The following is a 21,892-nucleotide window of genomic DNA, read 5'->3' on the forward strand; positions in this document are numbered from 1 at the left end:
GGGTGGTGTTCAGCGGCTTTCTTTTGCCTACTTTTCTTTGCCGCGGCAAAGAAAAGTAGGTGCTGCCCCGCACAGGGGCAACGCATGCAGACCGACACGAAAACGCGGATGCCAGCAAAAGCAAAAGCAAAAGCAAACCATCAACAAACCGCGAACATCACCCCACCCCATCAACAAAAACCGATACGATCCTAACAATTCCCGCTACAATCATCCCAAATAAAACCCAGACTACCAATCCGATCAGGGTGAAATGTTATTGACGCACCATAACCATGATGCGAAGATCACAAAACAGACAGCGACATAGTCGCGAAACATAAGAATTCGTCATACCGACGAAGGAGACAGCAGGATGAATGAGCCGGTTGCCGTCGCGGCCGCTTCATCGCCCCGCGCGCCATTGATCCGTGTTGCTGGCGTCACCAAGAGATTCGGTGGCGTACAGGCGCTGCGCGGCGTAAATCTGGAGGTGCTGCCAGGCGAAGTCCACGCGCTGCTCGGCGAGAACGGCGCGGGCAAATCCACTCTCATCAAGATTCTGAGCGGCGTTCACGCGTATGACGAAGGCTCTATCGAAATCGCCGGCCAGAAGGTCGCGTTCGAATCGCCGGCAAAGTCGCGCGAAGCCGGTGTCGCCGTCGTCTATCAGGATCTGAGCCTCGTCGAGTCGCTGTCGGTCGGCGCCAATCTGATGCTCGGACGCGAGCCGCGCACCAGCCTTGGCTTCGTCAAAAAGCGCGAACTGATGGCGCAAGTCAGCGCGTTCCTGCGCGAACACAATATTCCCCTCGATCCCCGCGCACCCGTCGATTCGCTGCCGTTCGCCTACCGTCAGATGACGGAAATCTGCAAGGCGCTAATGGGCGACGTGCGCGTGCTGATCCTCGACGAACCGACCTCCGCGCTCACGGGCGGCGAAGAACAGATTCTCTTCGACGCGATCCGCACGGTGACGGCGCGCGGCGTCGGTGTGATCTACGTGACGCACCGTCTCAACGAAGTGTTCCGCATTTCGCAGCGCGTCACCGTGTTTCGCGACGGCGCGAACGCCGGCCAGTTCGCCACCGCCGAAACCGATATGAAGCAACTGGTGGCGGCAATCGTCGGCCCGCGTCATGCTGCCATGCAGGCACGGCAGGAAACGTCCACGGGCACGGCGAGTGAGTCAGCGCCCGCCGCTCAAAGCGCAAGCGCACTCGATACCCCCGTGTTGAAGCTCTCGAGTGTGAGCAACGCGCGCCTGCATCGCGTGAACTTCGATGTCCTCAAGGGCGAAGTGCATGGCCTCGCGGGCCTGATCGGCAGCGGCCGCACGGAAATCCTGCAAACGATCTTCGGCCTGCTGCCCGTGCAAGGCGGTGCAATTCAACTCGATGGCGCGCCGCTTGCCGTGCGCCGCCCCGCCGATGCGATTCGCCATGGCGTCGCACTCGTGCCGGAAGACCGGCATCTGCAAGGTCTCGTGCTCGATCATTCGATCGAACGCAACCTGACCTTGCCGCGCCTGCCGCAGTTTTCGCGCGGCGGCTGGTTGCGCGCACAAGCCGCCGCACTGCAGGCACGCGCGGCGATGAAGCAGCTTTCTGTCAAAGCGACCGACGCGTCCACGCAGGTGAAGTTTCTCTCCGGTGGCAATCAGCAGAAGGTCGTGTTCGCCAAATGGAATCACCCGCGCCCGAAAGTACTGCTGCTCGATGAGCCGACTGTCGGTGTCGATGTCGGCGCGCGCGAAGAGATCTACGGCGTGGTGCGCGATGCGGTACACGCGGGCACGGGCGTCGTCGTGGTGTCGTCGGATCTCGACGAACTGTTGCGGCTGTGCGACCGCATTTCCATCGTGGTCGATGGCTCGATCGTGCGAACTGTCGAGCGCGCGGAGATCCGCACTGCCGAAGAATTGCACCATCTCATTCAACTTACCCGGCCCACCGAAGAGCTTGCAACATGAACGAGTCTGTTTCGCCCTTGCCCGCCGAACAACAGGCCGCCCTGCGTCATGGGCGTGCATGGCGCATCGCAAAGCGTCTGCTGCAAGGCGACCGCCCGTACATGCTGTACATCGCGTTCGCGATTCTGCTCGTGGTATTCAGTCTCGCGTCGCCGTGGTTCCTGTCGATCGACAACTTCCTCAATATCGGCCGGCAGACGGCACTCGTGTCGATTGTCGCGATCGGCATGACCTTCGTGATCATTTCACGGCAGATCGATCTGTCCGTGGGTTCGGCGCTCGCGCTGTCGGGCATGTCGGCGGCACTGGCGATGTCGCATATCGCCGATAGCTGGATTGTCGGCGCGATTGCGGGCATCGGCACGGGCGCGATTGTCGGCGCGATCAATGGCTTCGTTACGACGCGCCTGAACATTCCGTCGTTCCTCGTCACGCTAGGCACGCTGAGTGCAGCGCGTGGCCTCGCGCTGATGGTCACGACCACACGCCCCGAGATCATCACCAATGATCACTTCATCGCCATCTTCGGCGAAGGCGATATTGCAGGTGTGCCCGTGCCGATTCTCTGGACTTTGCTGGCCGTGATCGGCGGGATTCTGCTGCTGCACTACAGCGTGTTCGGCCGGCAGATTTACGCGGCGGGCGGCAACCCGACTGCCGCGCTCTACTCCGGCATCAACATTCGCCGCGTGACGACGCTCGCATTCGTGCTGACGGGCGTGCTCGCGGGACTCGCTGCGCTGGTGCTGTCCGCGCGTTCCCATGCGGCGCGGCCCGATGTCGTGCAAGGCATGGAACTCGACGTGATCGCATCCGTCACGCTGGGCGGCTGTAGTCTCTTTGGCGGACGTGGCTTCATTCTGGGCACGTTGCTCGGCAGTCTGATCATCGGCACGCTGAATAACGGCCTCGTGCTGCTCGGCGTGAGTTCGTCGCTGCAACTCGTCATCAAGGGCGTCATTATCGTCGCGGCAGTCGCATTCACCCGCAAATGAAGCTCGCGCGGTGACAGTCATCCGGTCTGACACGCATGCGACGATGCGCGCCAGACCACAGAGAGCAAGTCCAAAAACAGCAGGAGACGCAGTACATCACGACCAACGGAGGAAAACATGAACGATCGTCGTGGATCAGCAGCGAAGCTGGCGAGTGTCGTGGCGGCAACTGCGCTGGCCATGTGCTGTTCGCAGGCATTTGCGCAGGCATGCACGAGCCTGCCGGTGAAGTCGATTGGACCGACGGGCATCGTCGGGCAAGGGCCGAATGGCGAAAAGGCGGCGTCCGTCGATGCCGTCAGGCTGACGGACGCCGAAGCCGCGAAAGTCAAGGCGGGCAAGTTCAAGGTCGGCATTTCGATGCAGACGATGAACCTCGACTGGTCGCAGCTTCAGGTAGCAGGTATCACCGACACGCTGAAGAAATACGGCGTGGAAGTGATCGGTACGGCATCGGCCGAGTATCAGGTCGACAAGCAGATTGCCGACATCGAGAACACGATCCAGCGCCATCCCGACGGCATCATTTCGATTCCTGTCGATGGCACGGCGACGGCTGCGACCTACAAGAAAGTCTCGCAGGCGGGCATCAAGCTGGTGTTCATGGACAACGTGCCGACGGGACTCAAGCATCCTGAGCAATACGCGGCGATGGTGTCCGCCGATAGCGAAGGCAACGGGCAGATCGCGGCGAAAGTACTCGCCTCATGCGTGCCGAAAGGCGGCACGGTCGGTCTCGTGAACTTCGGCGTCGATTACTTCAGCACGACGGAGCGCACCAAGGCCGTCAACGACTGGCTGAAGAAGAACCGTCCCGACATCAAGATCAAGCAGGTTGCGTTCACGGACCCGTCGAAGGTCGGTCAGATTGCGGGCGACTTCCTCACCGCGAATCCTGACGTGAAGGGCGTGTTCGCCGTGTGGGATCAACCCGCACTCGACACCTTGACGTCGATGCGCGCACAAGGCGTCAACACGCCGATGACGACGGTCGATCTCGGACTCGAATCGGCAATCGAAATCGCCAAGGGTGGTCCGCTCAAGGCAACCGGTTCGCAGCGTCCGTACGATCAGGGCGTGGCCGAAGCCATGGCGATGATGAAGGCATTGATCGGTCAGACGCCGCCTGCGTGGATTGGCGTGCAATCGCTGCCCGTCGTGCAGTCGAACGTGCTCGAATCGTATAAGACGGTATTCAAGAAAGATCCGCCGCCGCAACTCGCCGATGCGTGCAAGAAGGCAGCGCCTGCTTGCGGCTGACGCAGACAAAGCCTGACATCTAAGGTCCGCCGGTGCAACCCGCACTGGCGCGACAGCGTGGAAAGCGAAGCCAGAAACGCGTACGTATGCCTGGCTGGCTTTCCACGCCGCATTGGCCTCCATGGCTTTCCATGATCGATTTCACGATCGCCAGTCCCAACCCCGTTCCAGATGCAGGGCTGCGCCGCGATGGATCGACGCGGTAAAACCGCACGAATATGCGCTCGATATGTTTTTCGTCGATGCCCGCACCACTATCCGCGACGGATATTTCCGACACATCGCCCGTTTCGACGCAGTTCACGACAATCGTCGAACCGCGAGGCGCATGTGCCAGTGCATTGGAAAGCAGGTTACTCAACGCGCGCTGGTAGAGCAGCAGATCGGCGAGCACATGGGCGCGCCCGCGCAACGCGATGGTGACGCCTGCGTCCGATGCCATGGGCTCGTAGTATCCCGCGACACGTTCCGCTTCGCTCACGGCGTCGAGCCAGCGAACCTTCACGAATGCATGCGCCCTTTCGGATCGCGCAAGAAACAGCATGTCTTCGATCATGCCGGAAAGACGCCGGTACTCGTCCACACTCGACTCGATGACGTCGCGGTACTCTTCCGCCTTGCGTGGCTGTGAAAGCGCCACTTGTGCCGCCGCCTGAAGGTTCGTGAGCGGCGTACGCATATCATGCGCAATGTTCGAAGAGAACTCGCTGAGACGCGTGAACGAATCGTTCAGTCTTTCTAGCATTCCGTTAAAGGCGCTTTCGAGATCTTTCAATTCGCCCGATGTACCGAACCCCGATACGGGATGTGCAAGACGGCTCGACGACATGTGCTCGGCGTACGAAACAAAGCTCCGCAGCGAACTCAGGCCAAACATGGCGATCGCATAGGCACAGGCAGCGGCGATTGCGACGCCCACGATCTCGATGAGCGCAATCGTCCATGCATGCGCGCGCAGTGACGCCTTGTTGGCCGACTTGTCGTACTGAACCACGACACGCACGGCGCAGGCGCCCTCTCCCTCCAGCCGCTTCACGACGGCGAGATACCGAAACCTCGCGCCACGGCGATCGAAAGCGATACGCAGTTCACCTGGCGGCAAATCGCGCAGCGCTGCAAGCGGCTCGAATCCATCCGTGCTGAGAAGCTCGTTACCCCGCATATCGTAGATAGCCATGTCCATGTTCTGATGCCCCTCCATCTGATCGAGCCAGACATGTGGATGACTTACGATGTCGTTCTTTGTACGCACGCTCGCGAGATCCGCCGTCAGTGCATCCAGCGTACTCTCCATGTGCCCCTGAGCCGACGCCGCCATGCGGTTGCGCAGTGCTTCGTACAACGCCGCACCGCTGAGCGTCAGGATGACCGTGGTGGAGAGAAAGATCAGGACGGTGAGTCTCGCACCGAGCGTGCGCGGGAAAAAACGAATGCTCATGGCTTTCGTAACGGCATGTCCGATGCCTAATGAGCGGGCTTGACGGGTGTCACCTTGGTCGCATAGGCCGACACGAATACCGCCTGCACCATGTCGCCAACCTTGAGCGTTGCGAGATCGATGTCGGGGCCGACGCCCAGCGTCACCGTGTCATATGCGCCGCGCAGCTTCAACTCGCGCTTCTTCGCGTTGATTGCCAGCACAGTCGCATGAACTTCGATTTCGCGTGCAGCGCTATATCCTGAAGAGGTGGACTGGTACACGCTGGAATCGACGCGCTCGCGGATCCCGTTGTTTCCCGCGACCTTTTCGGCAGACACGAGCAGCGCGTTCTTATAAAGCACTTCGACGAGATCGCCAACCTGAAGCGTGTCGAAATTGTCGACCTGCTTGCCCATCGCGAGGTCCATGACGTTACCCTTGGGTCCGCGCAGTGTCACGATGCGCGTGGTGCGATCGATATGGGTGATCTTCGCCTCGATCACTACATTCGGTGCGTTGGCGACCAGCGCCTGTACTTTCTTCGATAGCGCAGATTGGGACTGCAGCGCCGAGGCGGGTTGAACGCTTTGCGCGCCCGCCAATGATGCAACACCTGCGCTCACGATAAGTGCCATTGCCAGATTCAGTGCTTTCATTATCCGTATTCTCCTGTTTCAGACGGACTCTCTGAATGGCTTTTGTACCATGATCGTCGAGATCAACTTTACGCAAAGAATCAATTCTTTGATTCAACATAAATTGCACGTCCTATTGTGCAAATTAAAAATCTGGAAATGACCAATACGGACTGTCTCTCGCGAAAAACGACGGTAGAGTGAAAATCAACTGGCTGCGAGATCGTGGCCACACATGGCTTTCACTTTCGATCTGGAGATCAGTCGATGCACAAATCCGCTTTATATACAGCGATAGTTTTATCGCTATCGATCACACCATTGACCGCACTCTCCGATACTCAAAGTGCAATGACGGTTGACGGTTGCTGGATACGATCCATGCCGGGCAATACACCCTCTGCCGGGTACTTTGGACTTCATAACCGAACTGACCAATCTGTCGATCTCGTCGGCGTCGATACCACGGCATTCGGTTCGGCGATGCTGCATCAGACTCAAACCGATAACGACGTCAAGAAGATGGTCATGCTCGACAAGGTGAGCGTACCCGGCAGGAGCACGCTTTCGTTTGCGCCGAATGGTTATCACGTCATGTTCGAGAATGCAGAGAAACCGCTCGACAATGACTCGACCGTTTTCGTCAATTTTCACTTCAGCGACGGTGAGAAGATCGTCGCCCGATGCGCGATCAAGAAAACCGGCAAATAAGCTTGAGCTATATCGATTCATCTTTTCTTTTCTGTTTTATTTAGCATACCGATTCATCTTGATCGCGCTTTGCACTGAAATCCGCGAACCACCCTCTTCGAAATCTGGCAATCACGCCCGGCCCCGTCCCGCATCTCGAAGCCCCCTCTCTATCACCGTCAATCTCTCAAGGAACCCCGCATGCGATATCGTCACATCGCAGCCGCGCTAGCCATTGGCGCGGCCGTCGCAGCCCCATCCCTATCCGCCAGTGCGGCAGAAGCCTCTCTTGGCGCACAAGTGAATGTCATGCCGAAATACGATGGCTCGGCGTCGTACCGCGTCATGCCATTGCCTATGTTCGCCTATGACAATGGCCTTCTATTTGTCTCCGGTCTGTCCGCAGGCGTGCGCTATCCCATCGGCGCCGGCGTTTCGATGGGCTTGATTGCACAGTTCGACTTCGGGCGCGATGCCGACGATTCGCCCCGCCTTGCCGGAACCGATGACATCTCCAATACGGCGCGCCTCGGTGCATTTGTCGACTGGCGTCACGGCAAATGGAAAGCGTCGCTCAATGCGTTGCAGGCAACACACAGCGGATATGGCCTGAAAGTCCGCCTCTCCGGTGGCTATACCGCCTTGGCCACGCCGAAGAACACGGTTCATCTTGCGGTGGGTGCAACGTTCGGCAACGAAGACTATATGAATACCTATTTCGGCGTTAGCGAACAGGAGTCGGTTGCAAGCCAGTCGAGACTTCCGGCGTATTCTCCCTCGGCGGGTATCAAGGGAGTCGACGCCAGCGTCACGTGGACACATCAACTCAATCCGCACTGGAGCACGGCGGCCGTTCTCGGTGTGTCCAGTCTGGTCGGCGACGCAGCGGATAGCCCTGTCGTCGAACACAAGGCCGCCGTATTTGGATCAGTCGGCGTGGCGTACCACTTTTAATCCAGCCTTTGCAGTTGTCGACGGCTGCAGAAGCACTCAACGGGGCGGTTCCTTTTCAGGGCCGCCCCGTTTTGCCATCTTCTGCTGCGGAGATCGAATTGGGCAGACAACATGGTGCGCGGTCTGCCCGATGCGCTATCGATTAGAAGCGGTGACGCAGACCGATCGTCGCTGCGACCTGGTTGGTGGTCGAAGACGGCGACAGCATGTTGATGGATGCAACGTTCTGCACGCTACTGCCGTCCGCGTTATAGCCGAGTGAGCCGGAAGCGTGCTGGTACACGCCCGCCACGTACACATCCGTGCGCTTGCTCAGCATATAGTCGGTGCCGAGCACGAAGGTATGCCACTTCGGCGAATTGTTGGCACTCGTGCCCGTCACCGTGCCATCGGTGAACGTATACGAGCCGACGATTGCCATCGCCGGCGTCACGTTATAGGCACCGTTGATCTCATAGTTGTCGAGATGCAGGTTCATGCCCGTCAAGCCTGCCAATTCCGCACCGCCGCTCGACAGGCTGGCAAGTCCGTCGATCTGCGAGTGTGTCCACACCAGTCCGACCTGAGCGGGACCGAATGCGTAACTGGCGCCCAGACCATACGTGCGCTGTACTTTGGCAGAAATATTCTGACTGGCCGACGCCGCACTGTTTGCTGCGCCGAGGCCGCCCGAATTGTTCGACTGCGTATAGCCCGCGGCGACGGTCAGCGGACCAGCACCGTATTTCGCACCCAGGCTCCACGCGCGGCCGTTTGTGAAGCCATTCGCGTCGTTGCTGAAGCCATACATGCCGCCGAATTCCATGCCCGCGTAGTTCGGGCTGGTGTACTTGACGGCATTTTTGGTCGAGTACGTCTGCGCGAGATTGTCGTTATCGAACGGATGACCAGCCAGGTTGTTGCCAAATCCCGCGCCTGCTGCCGACAGAGGTCCAAGATATTCAGAGGTCGAATCGTACTGGCGACCAAACGTCAGAGCACCATACTGGGCGCTTTTCAGACCGACGAAAGCCTGGCGGTTGAACATGTCGCCGTCTTCGCTAAAGCCACCGTTGTTCAGATTGAAGCCGCTTTCCAACGTGAAGATTGCCTTCAGGCCGCCGCCAAGATCTTCACCGCCGCGCAAGCCGAAGTAGTTGTCCGACAGGTTTCCACTTCCCTGCTGCCAGACGCTCTTCCCGCCGACGTTATTCGCATAGGTAAGCCCGGCGTCGATTGATCCATAAAGGGTGACGCTGCTTTGCGCGTGAGCGCTCATGGCGAAGACGCCGATTGCGCAAGCGCAAATGATATTTCTTTTCATGCTTCAAACTCCTGGGTACATGGAAATCTCACGACCGCTGATGCAGCAACCGCGGCCCGTGATCTGACGAGTCAGATCAGCGAGTATTCCCAATTCGAAGCATGTTCGTTTTAATGTGGCACAACAATATATGTGATCGTTAGAAATCCGTTCGTGACCAAAACGCCTAACTCTTTGTTTCTTCTAAGCTGAAGAACTCATGATGATATTTTTCATGGAATACTCGGCAGTACTTTTGTATCGCAATCACAACGTGGCAATTTGAAAGACACGCGGCAATAGTGTCACAAGCTGCGCTTCGCTCTTGCACTGCCGGAGTGTGCCTTGTGCACAAACCGCAACCAGAATGTCGTGCCGGTCTCGGCATCGCTGACTACGCCGCATTTTCCGTCGTGCATATCCATGATCGATTTCACAATAGCCAGCCCGATTCCTGCCCCACGCACCAAGGCATCATTCCGGGTGGATTCGACGCGGTAAAAGCGCTCGAAAATATGCTCTATATGAACTGCAGCAATGCCGGGCCCGTTATCCGATAGTAGAACCAGAACCGCACCTGGTTCCTCGATGCATTCAATGTCGATAGTCGAATGGCGCGGCGAGTGGGCGATTGCATTAGCCAGCAGATTGCTCAGCGCACGCTGATACAAGATCAGATCTGCATGGATGACACCCTGTCCCCGAACATTGATCACCATGTCTGATTCTTGCATCAGTGATTCGTAGAAACCGGCCACGCGGTTCGCTTCATCCGCCGTGTCGAATGTCTGCATTGCCAACGCCAGCTCTGAGCGTTCTGCACGTGCGAGGAAGAGCATGTCGTCGATCATGCGCGACAGGCGCTCGTATTCGTCGATGCTCGATTCAATGACCTCGCGATACTCGGGCGCAGCACGCGACTGCGCAAGCGCAACCTGAGCGGCAGCACGCAGGTTCGTAAGCGGCGTACGCAAATCATGAGCGAGATTCGAAGAAAACTCGTTCAGGCGCGTGAACGACTCGTCCAGACGCGCCAGCATGCTGTTAAATGCGTGTCCGAGTTCCAGCAGTTCTCCCGAGCTGGCGAGTTGTGGTAGCGGTTGTCCGAGCCGGCTGATCGACATCTGCTCGATCCGCACGACAAGACGGCTCAGAGGACTTAGACCGAACATCGTCGCGCCGTACGCGGACATTGCCGCAAGCAGTACGCCCACCATCTCGGTCACGGCAATGATCTCAACATTCGATCTGATCAGCGCCCGCTCTTCGCTCGTATCGTATTGAATGGCGACGCGAACGGCCACCGCGTCGCGACCATGCAAAGGCAGCACAGCCACGAGATAGCGTAGGGCGCTGGTCGGCGTGGATAAGCTCACTGGATTGTGGCGCGTTTGCACATCGTGGAGCGGCGAATAGTCGCGAAATCCCGGTGTTACCGCAAGAACCTTACCGGTCATGTCGAAGATGCCAAGCGCCATGTACTCGTGACCCTGCAAATGTACGGTCCAGGCATCCGGATCACGGTTGATCCCGACTGTCGAGTTCAGTTCAGACAGGCGCGCTTCAATAGATGACATTGCGTCAGTCATCTGATCTGCCGCATAGCTTTCCACGCGGCTCATCATCGCTTCATAGACTGCGAGTCCGCTGATCGAAAGTGCCACCGATGCGCATAGCACGACCAGTGCCGTGAGCCTGAGTCGCAATGTACCGAGCAAATGATGAAGCATGGCTAGCTGCCGCTCGCCATCACGACGCAATGCGAGTACTGCGTGTCTCGGCGCAATGGACTCGCGGCGCTACGCCCGTGTCCTGTTTGCAGAATGCGCATGCCACTCCACCTCAGAATCTCACGTCCCCGACATGTGCGTGTTGAAGGTTTTTTCAGCGGCGAACAAGCATTCTCAACCGTTTAAACATGGCACCGATGCCACGGCTAGTACAGTCCGGCTCTCCGAATCGCGTACGCTGTGGCCGGGAGAATAGCACCGCTCACCCGACGGCCACGCGGTTAAGCCCGCCGGCAAAAGGGACAAATTTGCGCAAACGCAAGGAATTCAGGATGTCTAGTCGCTACGCATGATGAATCGAACGCAATAAGCATCGAACGCGGGTAGCGCTGCATTCAATCGTACTCGCGCTTTCGCACTTCCAGAACGTAGCCCATGCCTCTAACGGTGTGTATCAGCTTCGGCTCGAACGCATCATCCAGCTTTGAGCGCAAACGCCGAATGGCCGAATCGACGACGTTGGTATCGCTGTTGAAATTCATATCCCACACTTGCGATGCAATGATCGCGCGCGGCAGGATTTCGCCTTGACGTCGCATCAACAGCCACAACAGTGCAAACTCTTTTGCCGTCAAAAGAATGACCTTGCCCTGACGCGTGGCCTTGCGGCGCGTCAGGTCGAGTTCGAGATCCGACACGCGTAACGTATTCGAATCTTGCGGCCGCGTGCGACGCAGTATCGAGCGCACGCGGGCCGTGAGCTCGACAAAGTCGAATGGTTTGGAAAGGTAGTCGTCGGCACCGAGTTCCAGCCCGCGAATACGATCGCCAACGTCGTCTCTGGCCGTGAGAAACAGAACCGGCGTCGACTTGCTTCTCCTGAGATTCTGCAGCAACGTCCAGCCGTCTTGCCGCGGCAACATGACGTCGATGATGAGCAGATCATAATGCTCCGTCTCGGCCTGATGTTGCCCCGAGATACCATCTTCTACCCAGTCCGCAACATAGCCCGCCTCCGTCAGGCCCTTGCGCAGATACAAGCCCGTTTTGTGCTCGTCTTCGACGATCAGAATACGCATCACCAGTTACCTCAATCGATCCTCTTGCAATGCTTTTGGCATTGGGTCACACACATCCGTCGGCAAAAGAAACAGCAGTCTGCTCACAGCAGGAGCGCGAAGCCGTTTCCGTTCAGCCGTATTCGAAGCCCGATCCAGTGATGTCATTACGCGAAGCAGCATGACGCGAACTGCGCGTGGCGGAGCGCCATGCTACGCCTTCATCGAATCACGCTCATGACGCCTGGATGAGATTTTCGTCATCTTGCGCTTTTCGCATCTTACGTCGCGCGTGCGTGATAACAATCCAATCGAATTGTTTTTGCGCCATATCAAAGATGACGACCTTGTCATCTTCGCCTCACTGAGACGCAGCGCCCGAATGCCACGCTAAGCGTATCGAACCGCGAGAAGCGTGTTCGTTCCTGACGAAAAGCGGAGGCACGCCGGCATCCTGCTGCAGCACTTCCCTTGCACATATCCACGTCTATCCGTGCGCTTTTCGCGGACGTGATTGAACCACGCAATGCCTAATGAAGCGGCTTCAATGCAATGAGAACATGTGAACGGTTTGATGACTACCTCGAACATCTTTCTCAGGGACTGAGACACAAACATCATGTCTCAGGTCTGCGAGAATATTGCACGGGTTTGATGCAACCTTTGGAGCGAAAAAGCACCAATGCGATTGCCGCCAATCTTCACCCTGCTCGCGCTACAGCGACCCGCCAGGCACTCCATCATTTCGTGGCGAGAGCTCCCTGGTCAGATGAAGTATTGCTAGGTCTCGTCGCGCGATGGGTCACGCCGCAAATGGCCGGCTTGTCGCGAAACGGATGGTGGGTCGTCGGCTGCACCGCGTTCGCGAAGCGCGGCACACAGCCCGTCGGCGTCGCGAGGCAAAGTCACGCCCGCTTCGACAGATACGAAAAATGCCAGATTGCCGTGAGCGTGTCGCTTGCCTGCGATAGCGCCAGTCTGCCCGTCAGCTGGCGACTCTTTCTGCCGCATGCATGGATCGAGGATCCAATCCGGCGTAGCAAGGCCGGTGTTCCCAATGACGTGCAATTTGCAACGAGGCCGCAGCTCGCGCTTCAACAGATCGAAAGACTGATTGCATCGGGCACGCCGCGCCGCCCCGTGCTCGCCGATACCGGCTACGGCATGGATCCCGATTTCAGGCAAGGTTTGATGGACCTTGAATTGCCCTATGTACTGGGCATCACGGCGCAGGCGCATGTCTGGCGTCAAGCCGCCGACTCGCCGTCAACAGGCGGATACAGGGATGTCGCGCGGCTATCCACGCAGACATGGCGCACAGCCGAGCACCGCCCTGTCACGGTCAGAGCATTGGCGCTCGAACTGGCTGCGCATGCTCTGCATACCGTCAGTTGGCGTGAAGGGCCGGGCAACCTGAGAAGCAGCCGTTTCGGTGCAGTGCGCGTGCGCTACGCAGACAGTTCAGCATGCTGGGCACGCCTGCAGCCTATGCAATGGCTGTTGCTGCAGTGGCCAGTGGGCGAACCCGAACCTACCCGTTACTGGCTATCGACGATGCCGGAAGAAACGCCCATCAGCGAACTGGTGGCGGCAGCGCATTACCACTGGCGCACCGATCGGGACCACGAGGAACTCCGGCAGGACTTCGGCCTTGATCATTATTCCGGCCGGGGCTGGCGCGGCTTTCATCATCACGCGACGCTCTGCACCGCTTCGTATGGTTTCCATCTCGCCGAACGGCTGGTGCGCGAGCGCGATATGACATCCCGCACGTACTCGATCTGCCCGGAGCCGGGCGCATGAACGAATTCGAATTGCCGGTTCATTTACCCGTCCGCGTCAGTGCGGAATCTTTTATCCGTAATCGCTGACAGCCCCCCGGTGGAAAGCGACATCTAATCGGAGCACCCAATGAAACAAACCAAACACATGCTACTTGGCAACGTGGCATGGTCGATTGAATCGACCATGAACAACCCCGCACTCTTCGACGGTCTGCGTCGCGGACAAGATCCGAAAGTATTGTGGATAGGTTGTTCGGACAGCCGGGTACCTGCAGAGATCATCACGAAACGCGCGCCCGGCGATCTCTTCGTTTACCGCAACATCGCCAATCTCGTTTCGGGTTCCGACGACAGCTCCACCAGCGTACTCGAGTATGCGATCCAGTTCCTGAAAGTAGACGACATCATTGTCTGCGGCCACTACGGGTGCGACGGTGTAAAGGCCGCGTTGCTCGCGCCGTCTGGTTTGCCTCATGTCGCACGGCGCATCTCGCCGATTTCCGCGCTCGCTATCGAACACGGCCGGGAGTTGAGCCGCTACCGGACGGGCGACGAGCAGGCCAACCGGCTCGCCGAACTCAACGTCATCGAACAGGTCGATGCCATCCGCTCGCATCCGATCGTGCGAAATGCGTCGTATCAGCCTGCCATCCACGGCTGGATCTTCAGAGTCCATGACGGCCGCATCAAGGTTCTCACCTCCGACGAGCATCATCTGGAGAACGTTGCCTGATTTCGACCAGAGCGATGCAGCCAGATGTCACATCGGCAATTTTTCATCATGACCTGGGAGCACTCTCATTTGATCATTTAGAAAGAGATCATTTTTCCATCTAGCTGGACGATCAGAATTCTTCGAATAAAAGGACAGTTAATGTCAAAGCGTTTCCGTTTGTTGGTCGGTATTGCGACGCTCATCCCTGCATTCACACTCCTCGCGCAGGATATGCCGAGCAATCCCGATCGCAATTCATATCTCGCAGCAGAAAAGTACGCCATTACCCATTTCGATCCGTCGCAGAGCGACTCCTTTCCCTACCCCGTTCCTCGCGGCACGTTCAAGGTCGATCTCAAGCACGAAAAGCGGATCGTCGCCGGTCCCGTCAACATCATGACGCTGGCTTCCACATCGCCGTCCTATATGTGGGGCGTATCGAGTGAAGGCGTCACCTATATCGACGTATCGAATGGTGGATTCAGGGAGGTTGCCCGCATGACCGCGCCGGGTCAGAAGGTGATCTCCGCGCAGTTGCACGACAAAGTACTGGGTCAGAACTTCACTAGTGCAGCGCAGGTGCAAAAAGCGGTGACCGACATCTACGGTCTGGACTGGACGCGCGCAGTCAATGGCGTCTATTCCGTCGCGGATAAAAACAACCACGTGTACTACAACACCGCTGATGGCTCACTGACGAAATTCGGCCTGGTCGACGAAAAGAACCCGTCTGCCGGCATCAAGGTCATCAAGACGATCGACATGCGTCCAGTAATCGGCCCGGACGCGCGCCTCGTCGGTACGGGCATTACCTATGATGGAAAACTCGTGGTGGCCTCGAATTTCACCGTGAGCGTGCTTGACCGCTCACTGGAAGGCGTACCGCAAACCCTGCGTCTCGCGCCCGGAGAAGTCGTCACCAATTCGTTTGCCATCGACGATCGGAACGGCATCTATATCGCGTCGAACAAGTTGATGCACAAGCTGGTCTGGACAGGCAAAAAGCTCTCCGACGATCCCGCCGACGGCGCATGGTCATCGCCGTACGAAACCGGCGATGAACCTCCCACTATCAAGCTCGGCAACGGCACAGGCTCCACGCCGACACTCATGGGGTCAGGCAAGGATCAGGACAAGCTGGTCGTGATCACGGATGGCGCAAATCAGATGCATCTCGTCGCCTTCTGGCGCGACGAGATTCCGGCAGGCTGGAAAGCACCGGCGGGCGCCATGTCGAATCGCATCGCGGGCCAGATCGCCGTGACAGCGGGACTCAAGCCATTGCCCAAGTTCGTTCAGAGCGAACAGTCGGTCGTGGTGAGCGGCTACGGCGCTTTCGTGGTCAATAACATTTCGGAGTCGGGCGAGAAAGACAAACTCGTCGATGTACTCGCGCTTGGACCTGTCAATCGGCCGGGTCATGGCGCCGAGCGCTTCGAGTGGGATCCCAACGCACATCGCTGGCATTCCGTGTGGGCCAGAGGCGACGTCATTTCGGTCAGCATGGTGCCGAGTGTGAGTTCTGCTTCGGGCATCGTTTTCGTGAATGGCTATTACCAGAACAGCGGCTGGGAATTGACGGGTCTCGACTGGAATACAGGCAAAACTGTGCACCGAGTCGAATTCGGCAAAGGCAATCTCGGCAACGGCGCTTACGCAATCATTCAGTACGCACCGAATGGCGACCTCATCTTCAACAGTGTGGGCGGTCCGATTCGCGTGCCACTAAAGCATCCCGCGAAGACCTGATAGCGACCAACTCGCATCTCTCCATCGAATGATCACTTGTTGCGACGGGCCGAGCGCCCGTTCGCACGGTGAGTCATTCGACAAGACACAGGCAGACTCGTGAGACAAACGCCATGAAAAAAAGTCGACTGATTCGACGCATTTCCAATAGTCTGCTGCTGACATCCTGTGTGGCTTGCCTGCCTCAAAAGTCGTCGGCAACAGAGACGGGCGTGGGCCGCCCTATCACCGGGCAACAAGTGACCCCATACGCCGGCATCGTTCCCAATACCGATGAGTGGATCGTGTCGTGGGCAACCATCTATTACGACGGCTCGCTCAGTGCGAGTAAAAGAATATCGACAGGCGATGAAGTCACTGCGGGCCTGAATTACCAGGTGATCTACACAATCGCCAATCTTGTGAAGACATGGGGTGTCACACTGGGAGGATGGAACTTCGCATCTTCCATAGGTGTACCCGTGCAGTACTCGAATGCGTCTTCATTCAACGGTCTTCTGCGTCCCGATCACGGCACCCAGTTTGCCGATATGTTCTTCGCGCCCGTGATCGCCGGATATCGCCTCTCGCCAACCGACTTCACCGCGTTCAGCCTGCAAATCTACGCGCCGACGGGTGCCTACAATCCCAACCGCCTTGCCAATGCCGGCCAGAACACCTGGACTTTCACGCCAAACATTGCCTACACGAAGCTTTTCCCAAAACACGGTATAGAACTCACGGTGAATTACGGCGTCGAGTTCTACACCACCAATGGCGACACGAACTATCACAACGCGCCTGTCAGCGTACTCGACGTATTGGCGCTCAAGCGTTTTAAAAGCGGCTGGAGCGCAGGCATCGTCGGCGGGTGGATTCAGCAACTCGGCAATGACACCGGTCCGACTGCCGATCTGCTCGACGGCGCAAAGGGCTATTCCGTCGGCGCGGGCCCGATGGTTGGCTGGGCTGGAAAAATCGGAACAACACCGGTTTCAGCCAATCTGCGGTGGGTCAACGAATTCGCCTCACATGCACGGCCAGGTGGAAATGCAGTGCAGTTGTCGTTGAGTGCTACCTTCGAATAAACGTCCCTATTAGCGTATTCAAGCGGAGCGTCGAACCGTCTCCGCGATGATGTCATCCAGTGCGTGAAGCCTCACGTATCGTCAGCATGGCCACAAGTGCCACGCAGCACCCCTCCTCCCAATACGCACCTGAAAGCGAAAAGAACAATAAAGAAAGCATTCATCTATTCACGCTTTCGGCGCCGTAAGAACTCACTATTAAACGCTCGCTTCAACTCTCAACCCTGATTTCCTTTCTCAGTGTCGGTTAGCAGCAGTTATCCGTAAGCAACGCGTAATCAGAATATCAGCGATTGGAAATCAAATGACAATCGTTCTCATTAATATTGACGTTAGGGTTCCATCTCCCTAATATCTCTCGAACGGGACGTCACTCTCGCGTGGTCACACTCGTTTCGCATCTGCGTGAACCTTACGCGTCGATTTATAGAACAACTAAAGGAAATCTCTCGATGAGAATCGTCCGATCAATGGCCGCGCGCTCGTCTGCGCTGGCGGTGCCGCTGCGCAGGATCACGATGGCGACGGCACTTGCGAGTATGTCGCTCTTCGCCATGACAACCGCTCATGCTGAAACCAATCCCGATGCGATCCCCGAGGCGCCCGAGGCGGACCTGAATATCCAGGCCAAGCCGGAAGGCCAGTGGACGGGTTTCTGGACGCGCTCGACGATGCTCGGCGATATCGGCGGACTGCGTCCGTGGCTCGGCAAATACGGTATTAGTTTCCAGTTGACGGAGACGAGTGAATATCTCGCCAATCTTCGCGGCGGACTTTCAAAGGGCGGCGATTACGACGGCCTGACAACGGCAACGGTTCAGGTCGATACGCAAAAGGCATTCGGCCTGCCCGGCGGCCTGTTCAATATCAGTGCGCTGCAGATTCACGGCCGCAACCTGAGCGCGGACCGTCTCGGCACGCTGAATACGGCGAGCGGTATTGAAGCGGAAGCGACGACGCGTCTGTGGGAAATGTGGTACCAGCAGTCGTTCCTCGACAAGCGCGTCGACATCAAGATCGGCCAGCAGAGTATCGATCAGGAATTCATCACCAGCACCTACGCGGCGACCTTCATCAATACGATGTTCGGCTGGCCTGCCCTGCCGTCGTACGACATGCCGTCGGGCGGCCCGGCGTATCCGCTGTCGGCGCTGGGCGTGCGCGTGCGCGGACAGATCACGCCTTCCCTGACGGCATTGGCCGGCGTGTATTCGGGCGATCCGCTCGGCAACAACCCCGATAACATTCACGGCACCAACTTCAATCTGCATAGCGGTGCGTTGTGGATCGGCGAGTTGCAGTACGCGATCAACCAACCTGCCGACGGCGAGATGGTCGGCGCGGACAGCAACAAGTTGCCGGGCACATACAAGATCGGTGTCTGGTACAACAACAATCGTTTCGACGATCAACGCTTCGACAATACCGGGCTGTCGCTGGCCAATCCTGCATCGACGGGCATTCCGCAATCGCATCACGGCGACTACAGCATCTATGCAGTCGCGGACCAGATGGTATGGCGCCCCGACCCCGATGAACCGCGCAGCGTAGGCGTGTTCGCACGCCTGATGGGCGCGCCGGGCGATCGCAATCTCGTCAGCTTCGCGGCGAACTTCGGCGTGGTCATGAAAGCGCCGTTCAAGGGCCGCGACAATGACAGCGTCGGCCTCGCCGCCACCTACATCAAGGTCGGCAATCACGTGCACGATCTCGATCAGGACTTCCGTGATTTCACCGGCGGGCCGTACGGCGTGCGCACCAGCGAAACAGCACTGGAAGCGACTTACATCTATCAGGTCACGCCCTGGTGGCAATTGCAGGCCGACGCGCAGTACACGTTCAATGCGGGCGCGGGCCAGAATCCCAACGATCCGACCGCGCCGCTGCGAAACACCTTCGTCGTGGGCGTACGCACCAACATCACGTTCTGAGCGCCGGTCTCGCAGAACATCTTTCGACCTTATTGAAGCAATCCCATCATGACGGCAAAACAGGTTGTAAGCGCAAATACGAATACAGGGAAGGCGGGACGGTCGCGCGAGCTTGCCAGGCACCTGCGCGGCAAGGCCGCTTGCGTAGCAGGCATGCTGGCGCTACTCGTTACGTGCAGCGCGCAGGCCGAACCGCAAGGCTTTCTCGAGACGTTGCATCACAACACGACACTGATCAACACCGTGCCCGATAACGGCGATCAGAACCCGTACGCCATCGTCGTTGCGCCGGTCTCGGCGGGCGTGGTCAAACAGGGCGACGTACTGGTCGACAACTTCAACAACGCGGCCAATCTGCAAGGCACGGGCAGCACCATCGTCGACTATCATCCCGACACGAAGCAGATGACGCTGTTCGCCAAGATTCCGCGCGATCTGAAGGAGTGCCCCGGCGGCGTCGGCCTGTCGACTGCAATGACCATGCTCAAATCCGGCTGGGTGATCGTCGGCAGCACGCCCAGCAATGATGGCACCACGGGCACCAAAGGCGCAGGCTGTCTGATCGTGCTCGACTCTCAGGGCAAAATCACCTCGACGATCTCCAGCCCCAATATCAACGACCCGTGGGGCAACATGGCCGTCGTCGATAACGGCACGAGTGCGACACTGTTCATCAGCATGGCGGGCTTCGGCGTGGGCGGTGCAGACGGCGATCCGCCCGTGTTCAAGCAGGCAACCGTTCTGCGGCTCGACCTCGACATTCCTCAAGGCAAGCCGCCCGTCGTGAAGAAAGAAACGATCGTGGGCAGCGGCTTCGGCGCGCAGGCCGACAAGGGCGTGTTCCTCGTCGGACCGACGGGGCTGGCGTTGTCGGCGGATCAGAAGGTGTTGTACGTATCGGACGCAATCGGCAATCGCGTCAACGTGATCGACGAACCGATAACGCGCGATACGAGTGCAGGCGTCGGACGGCAACTCACGGCCGACGGCCTGCTGCATCGCCCGCTCGCCATGGTGACGGCGCCCAACGGCCACCTGCTGGTGACGAACGCGCTAAATGGACAGGTAGTGGAGATCATTCCCGAGTCGGGCAAGCAGTTGTACGCGCGCTGGATCGACACCGACAAGGCGCAGACGCCGCCCGGCAATGGCGACCTGTTCGGCATCGCGATGACACCGGAAGGCGATGGCTTCTACTATGTGCAGGATGATGTGAATACGCTGGTGCTCGCGAAGTGACACCGTAGCAATGCACTGCACGCCAGGCATCCAGGCAACAGGCAATACACGCAACAGAACACGCAAGCAGCAAGAGGCAGCATCATGACAAACGATCAGTCTCCACCGTCGCGCCCAGGTCGGCGCGGCTTTCTGAAAGCAGGCGGCGCCGCCGTTGCGGCGGGCGCCGGACTCGCGACTTCGGGCGCGGCGCATGCCGCGCTGACGCGCACCCATGCCGACGACGTGCAACGCCAGATCGAGCCGTTCTACGGCGCGCATCAGGCGGGCATCGTGACGCCGCAGCAGAGTCACTCGTACGTCGCCGCTTTCGATCTGAAAACCGACAAGCGCGAAGAAGTCATCGCCCTGCTGCGCGAATGGACGCAAGCCGCCGCGCGCATGACGCAAGGCCACACGGCCGGCTCGCTCGAAACGGCCGACGACAAGCCCGCCGCCGATTCCGCCGATGTGCTCGGCCTCGGCGCATCGTCGCTCACGCTCACGTTCGGCTTTGGTCCGGGTCTTTTCACGTCGCACGACGGCAAGGACCGCTATGGCCTGGCGAGCAAACGCCCCGCCGCACTCGTCGATCTGCCGCGCTTCAACGGCGATCAGCTGGTCACCGAGAAAACGGGCGGTGATCTGTTCGTGCAGGCCTGCGCGAACGACGCACAGGTCGCGTTCCATGCCGTGCGGCAACTCGCGCGCATGGGTTATGGCGCGATCGCGATGCGTTGGGGCCAGGCGGGCTTCCTGTCCGGTCCGAAAGGCCAGACGCCGCGCAACCTGATGGGCTTCAAGGACGGCACCAACAATCCTTCGACGGCGAAACCGCCGCTGATGAATCAGTTCGTCTGGGCCAGTGCCGCCGACGCGCCGTGGATGCAAGGCGGCACCTACACCGTCGTGCGCCGTATCCGCATCACGCTCGAACACTGGGACCAGATGGAGCTCGGCTTCCAGGAACAGGTGTTCGGACGGCACAAATACAGCGGCGCGCCCATCGGCCAGAAAAACGAATTCGATGCCGTCGACCTCAAGGCCGAGGACAAGGACGGCAACCCCGTCATTCCTGATAACTCGCATGTACGGCTTTCGAATCAGGCGAACAATGCGGGTGCGCAGATTCTGCGTCGTTCGTATTCGTACAACGACGGCACGAATTTCTATATCGAGCGCTGGCCGCCGTGGCGCCAGGAAACCGAATATGACGCGGGCCTCATCTTTATCGCGCATCAGGCCGACCCGCGCACGGGCTTCATTCCGATCAACGAGAAGCTCTCGAAGTTCGACATGATGAACCAGTTCACGACGCATATCGGCAGCGCGGTTTTCGCCGTGCCGCCGGGCGCGCGCGAAGGTTCGTATATCGGGGCAGGACTATTCGAAACATAAGAAATACCGCAGGCCGGCGCAACACGCGCCCCTGCGGCCATTCAATAACGTCAAG

At 58.5% G+C, this 21,892-nt stretch carries 17 protein-coding genes and 1 pseudogene; 13 read left to right on the forward strand and 5 right to left on the reverse strand.

What is annotated here, in order from left to right; translation table 11 throughout:
- From DK391_RS45040 to DK391_RS31530, 4 genes and pseudogenes are all read left to right on the forward strand, one after another.
- A pseudogene (locus DK391_RS45040) lies at window positions 1–223 on the forward strand (hypothetical protein); the annotation flags it as partial.
- A 132-nt stretch (window positions 224–355) separates the two neighbouring features.
- On the forward strand, window positions 356–1,951 hold the full coding sequence (locus tag DK391_RS31520; protein ID WP_109481925.1) for a sugar ABC transporter ATP-binding protein: 1,596 nt from the start codon (window positions 356–358) through the stop codon (window positions 1,949–1,951).
- Entirely contained in the window at window positions 1,948–2,946 is a 999-nt protein-coding gene (locus DK391_RS31525) for an ABC transporter permease (RefSeq protein ID WP_109481926.1), read from the forward strand. The genes DK391_RS31520 and DK391_RS31525 overlap by 4 nt, the downstream gene beginning before the upstream one ends.
- A gap of 117 nt (window positions 2,947–3,063) precedes the next feature.
- Window positions 3,064–4,206, forward strand: a complete 1,143-nt coding sequence (locus DK391_RS31530) for a substrate-binding domain-containing protein (protein ID WP_109481927.1) — start codon at window positions 3,064–3,066, stop codon at window positions 4,204–4,206.
- 19 nt (window positions 4,207–4,225) lie between these two features.
- Here the strand turns inward: DK391_RS31530 and DK391_RS31535 are convergent, their stop codons facing one another.
- Both DK391_RS31535 and DK391_RS31540 read right to left on the reverse strand, forming a co-directional pair.
- Complete coding sequence (locus tag DK391_RS31535) at window positions 4,226–5,644, reverse strand: heavy metal sensor histidine kinase (RefSeq protein WP_109481928.1); 1,419 nt, start codon at window positions 5,642–5,644, stop codon at window positions 4,226–4,228.
- 26 nt (window positions 5,645–5,670) lie between these two features.
- Complete coding sequence (locus tag DK391_RS31540; RefSeq protein ID WP_109481929.1) at window positions 5,671–6,282, reverse strand: hypothetical protein; 612 nt, start codon at window positions 6,280–6,282, stop codon at window positions 5,671–5,673.
- Window positions 6,283–6,528: 246 nt separating this feature from the next.
- Here DK391_RS31540 and DK391_RS31545 point away from each other — a divergent pair, with 246 nt between their 5' ends.
- Entirely contained in the window at window positions 6,529–6,972 is a 444-nt protein-coding gene (locus DK391_RS31545; protein WP_239483001.1) for a copper chaperone PCu(A)C, read from the forward strand.
- Between the two features lie 180 nt (window positions 6,973–7,152).
- Window positions 7,153–7,905 carry a MipA/OmpV family protein gene (locus DK391_RS31550; protein ID WP_109481931.1) on the forward strand — a complete coding sequence of 251 codons (753 nt, stop codon included), beginning with the start codon at window positions 7,153–7,155 and terminating at the stop codon, window positions 7,903–7,905.
- 142 nt (window positions 7,906–8,047) lie between these two features.
- Here the strand turns inward: DK391_RS31550 and DK391_RS31555 are convergent, their stop codons facing one another.
- The 3 genes from DK391_RS31555 to irlR form a co-directional block, all read right to left on the reverse strand.
- The gene (locus DK391_RS31555; protein WP_109481932.1) at window positions 8,048–9,208 is read right to left on the reverse strand and encodes a porin; all 1,161 of its coding nucleotides are present in this window, start codon (window positions 9,206–9,208) and stop codon (window positions 8,048–8,050) included.
- 284 nt (window positions 9,209–9,492) lie between these two features.
- A complete protein-coding gene (locus tag DK391_RS31560; RefSeq protein ID WP_109481933.1) occupies window positions 9,493–10,917 on the reverse strand; it encodes a heavy metal sensor histidine kinase in 1,425 nt (474 codons plus the stop codon).
- A 395-nt stretch (window positions 10,918–11,312) separates the two neighbouring features.
- A complete protein-coding gene (gene irlR, locus DK391_RS31565; RefSeq protein WP_109481934.1) occupies window positions 11,313–11,996 on the reverse strand; it encodes a heavy metal response regulator transcription factor IrlR in 684 nt (227 codons plus the stop codon).
- Window positions 11,997–12,527: 531 nt separating this feature from the next.
- On the opposite strand from irlR, the gene DK391_RS31570 reads away from it, so the two are divergent.
- The 7 genes from DK391_RS31570 to efeB all read left to right on the forward strand — a co-directional run bounded on the left by DK391_RS31570 (window position 12,528) and on the right by efeB (window position 21,837).
- Window positions 12,528–13,778 (forward strand): IS701 family transposase, encoded by a 1,251-nt coding sequence (locus DK391_RS31570; protein WP_109481935.1) that lies wholly within the window; start codon window positions 12,528–12,530, stop codon window positions 13,776–13,778.
- Window positions 13,779–13,886: 108 nt separating this feature from the next.
- The gene (locus tag DK391_RS31575; RefSeq protein ID WP_109481936.1) at window positions 13,887–14,492 is read left to right on the forward strand and encodes a carbonic anhydrase; all 606 of its coding nucleotides are present in this window, start codon (window positions 13,887–13,889) and stop codon (window positions 14,490–14,492) included.
- Window positions 14,493–14,633: 141 nt separating this feature from the next.
- On the forward strand, window positions 14,634–16,223 hold the full coding sequence (locus DK391_RS31580) for a hypothetical protein (RefSeq protein WP_109481937.1): 1,590 nt from the start codon (window positions 14,634–14,636) through the stop codon (window positions 16,221–16,223).
- Between the two features lie 113 nt (window positions 16,224–16,336).
- Window positions 16,337–17,290, forward strand: a complete 954-nt coding sequence (locus tag DK391_RS31585; protein WP_109481938.1) for a transporter — start codon at window positions 16,337–16,339, stop codon at window positions 17,288–17,290.
- 452 nt (window positions 17,291–17,742) lie between these two features.
- The gene (locus tag DK391_RS31590; protein ID WP_109481939.1) at window positions 17,743–19,221 is read left to right on the forward strand and encodes a carbohydrate porin; all 1,479 of its coding nucleotides are present in this window, start codon (window positions 17,743–17,745) and stop codon (window positions 19,219–19,221) included.
- Between the two features lie 153 nt (window positions 19,222–19,374).
- Window positions 19,375–20,460 (forward strand): hypothetical protein, encoded by a 1,086-nt coding sequence (locus tag DK391_RS31595; protein WP_109481940.1) that lies wholly within the window; start codon window positions 19,375–19,377, stop codon window positions 20,458–20,460.
- A gap of 84 nt (window positions 20,461–20,544) precedes the next feature.
- On the forward strand, window positions 20,545–21,837 hold the full coding sequence (gene efeB / locus DK391_RS31600) for an iron uptake transporter deferrochelatase/peroxidase subunit (RefSeq protein ID WP_109481941.1): 1,293 nt from the start codon (window positions 20,545–20,547) through the stop codon (window positions 21,835–21,837).
- Window positions 21,838–21,892 lie beyond the last annotated feature (55 nt).

The sequence above is a fragment of the Paraburkholderia sp. C35 genome, assembly GCF_003121405.1.
In the GTDB taxonomy this organism is placed as follows: domain Bacteria; phylum Pseudomonadota; class Gammaproteobacteria; order Burkholderiales; family Burkholderiaceae; genus Paraburkholderia.

Excerpts from the sequence above, each read along its gene's own strand:
- DK391_RS31520 (WP_109481925.1), top strand. The coding sequence starts at position 356 with ATGAATGAGCCGGTTGCCGTCGCGGCCGCTTCATCGCCCCGCGCGCCA.
- DK391_RS31525 (WP_109481926.1), top strand. The coding sequence starts at position 1,948 with ATGAACGAGTCTGTTTCGCCCTTGCCCGCCGAACAACAGGCCGCCCTG.
- DK391_RS31530 (WP_109481927.1), top strand. The coding sequence starts at position 3,064 with ATGAACGATCGTCGTGGATCAGCAGCGAAGCTGGCGAGTGTCGTGGCG.
- DK391_RS31535 (WP_109481928.1), bottom strand. The coding sequence starts at position 5,644 with ATGAGCATTCGTTTTTTCCCGCGCACGCTCGGTGCGAGACTCACCGTC.
- DK391_RS31540 (WP_109481929.1), bottom strand. The coding sequence starts at position 6,282 with ATGAAAGCACTGAATCTGGCAATGGCACTTATCGTGAGCGCAGGTGTT.
- DK391_RS31545 (WP_239483001.1), top strand. The coding sequence starts at position 6,529 with ATGCACAAATCCGCTTTATATACAGCGATAGTTTTATCGCTATCGATC.
- DK391_RS31550 (WP_109481931.1), top strand. The coding sequence starts at position 7,153 with ATGCGATATCGTCACATCGCAGCCGCGCTAGCCATTGGCGCGGCCGTC.
- DK391_RS31555 (WP_109481932.1), bottom strand. The coding sequence starts at position 9,208 with ATGAAAAGAAATATCATTTGCGCTTGCGCAATCGGCGTCTTCGCCATG.
- DK391_RS31560 (WP_109481933.1), bottom strand. The coding sequence starts at position 10,917 with ATGCTTCATCATTTGCTCGGTACATTGCGACTCAGGCTCACGGCACTG.
- irlR (WP_109481934.1), bottom strand. The coding sequence starts at position 11,996 with ATGCGTATTCTGATCGTCGAAGACGAGCACAAAACGGGCTTGTATCTG.
- DK391_RS31570 (WP_109481935.1), top strand. The coding sequence starts at position 12,528 with ATGAGAACATGTGAACGGTTTGATGACTACCTCGAACATCTTTCTCAG.
- DK391_RS31575 (WP_109481936.1), top strand. The coding sequence starts at position 13,887 with ATGAAACAAACCAAACACATGCTACTTGGCAACGTGGCATGGTCGATT.
- DK391_RS31580 (WP_109481937.1), top strand. The coding sequence starts at position 14,634 with ATGTCAAAGCGTTTCCGTTTGTTGGTCGGTATTGCGACGCTCATCCCT.
- DK391_RS31585 (WP_109481938.1), top strand. The coding sequence starts at position 16,337 with ATGAAAAAAAGTCGACTGATTCGACGCATTTCCAATAGTCTGCTGCTG.
- DK391_RS31590 (WP_109481939.1), top strand. The coding sequence starts at position 17,743 with ATGAGAATCGTCCGATCAATGGCCGCGCGCTCGTCTGCGCTGGCGGTG.
- DK391_RS31595 (WP_109481940.1), top strand. The coding sequence starts at position 19,375 with ATGCTGGCGCTACTCGTTACGTGCAGCGCGCAGGCCGAACCGCAAGGC.
- efeB (WP_109481941.1), top strand. The coding sequence starts at position 20,545 with ATGACAAACGATCAGTCTCCACCGTCGCGCCCAGGTCGGCGCGGCTTT.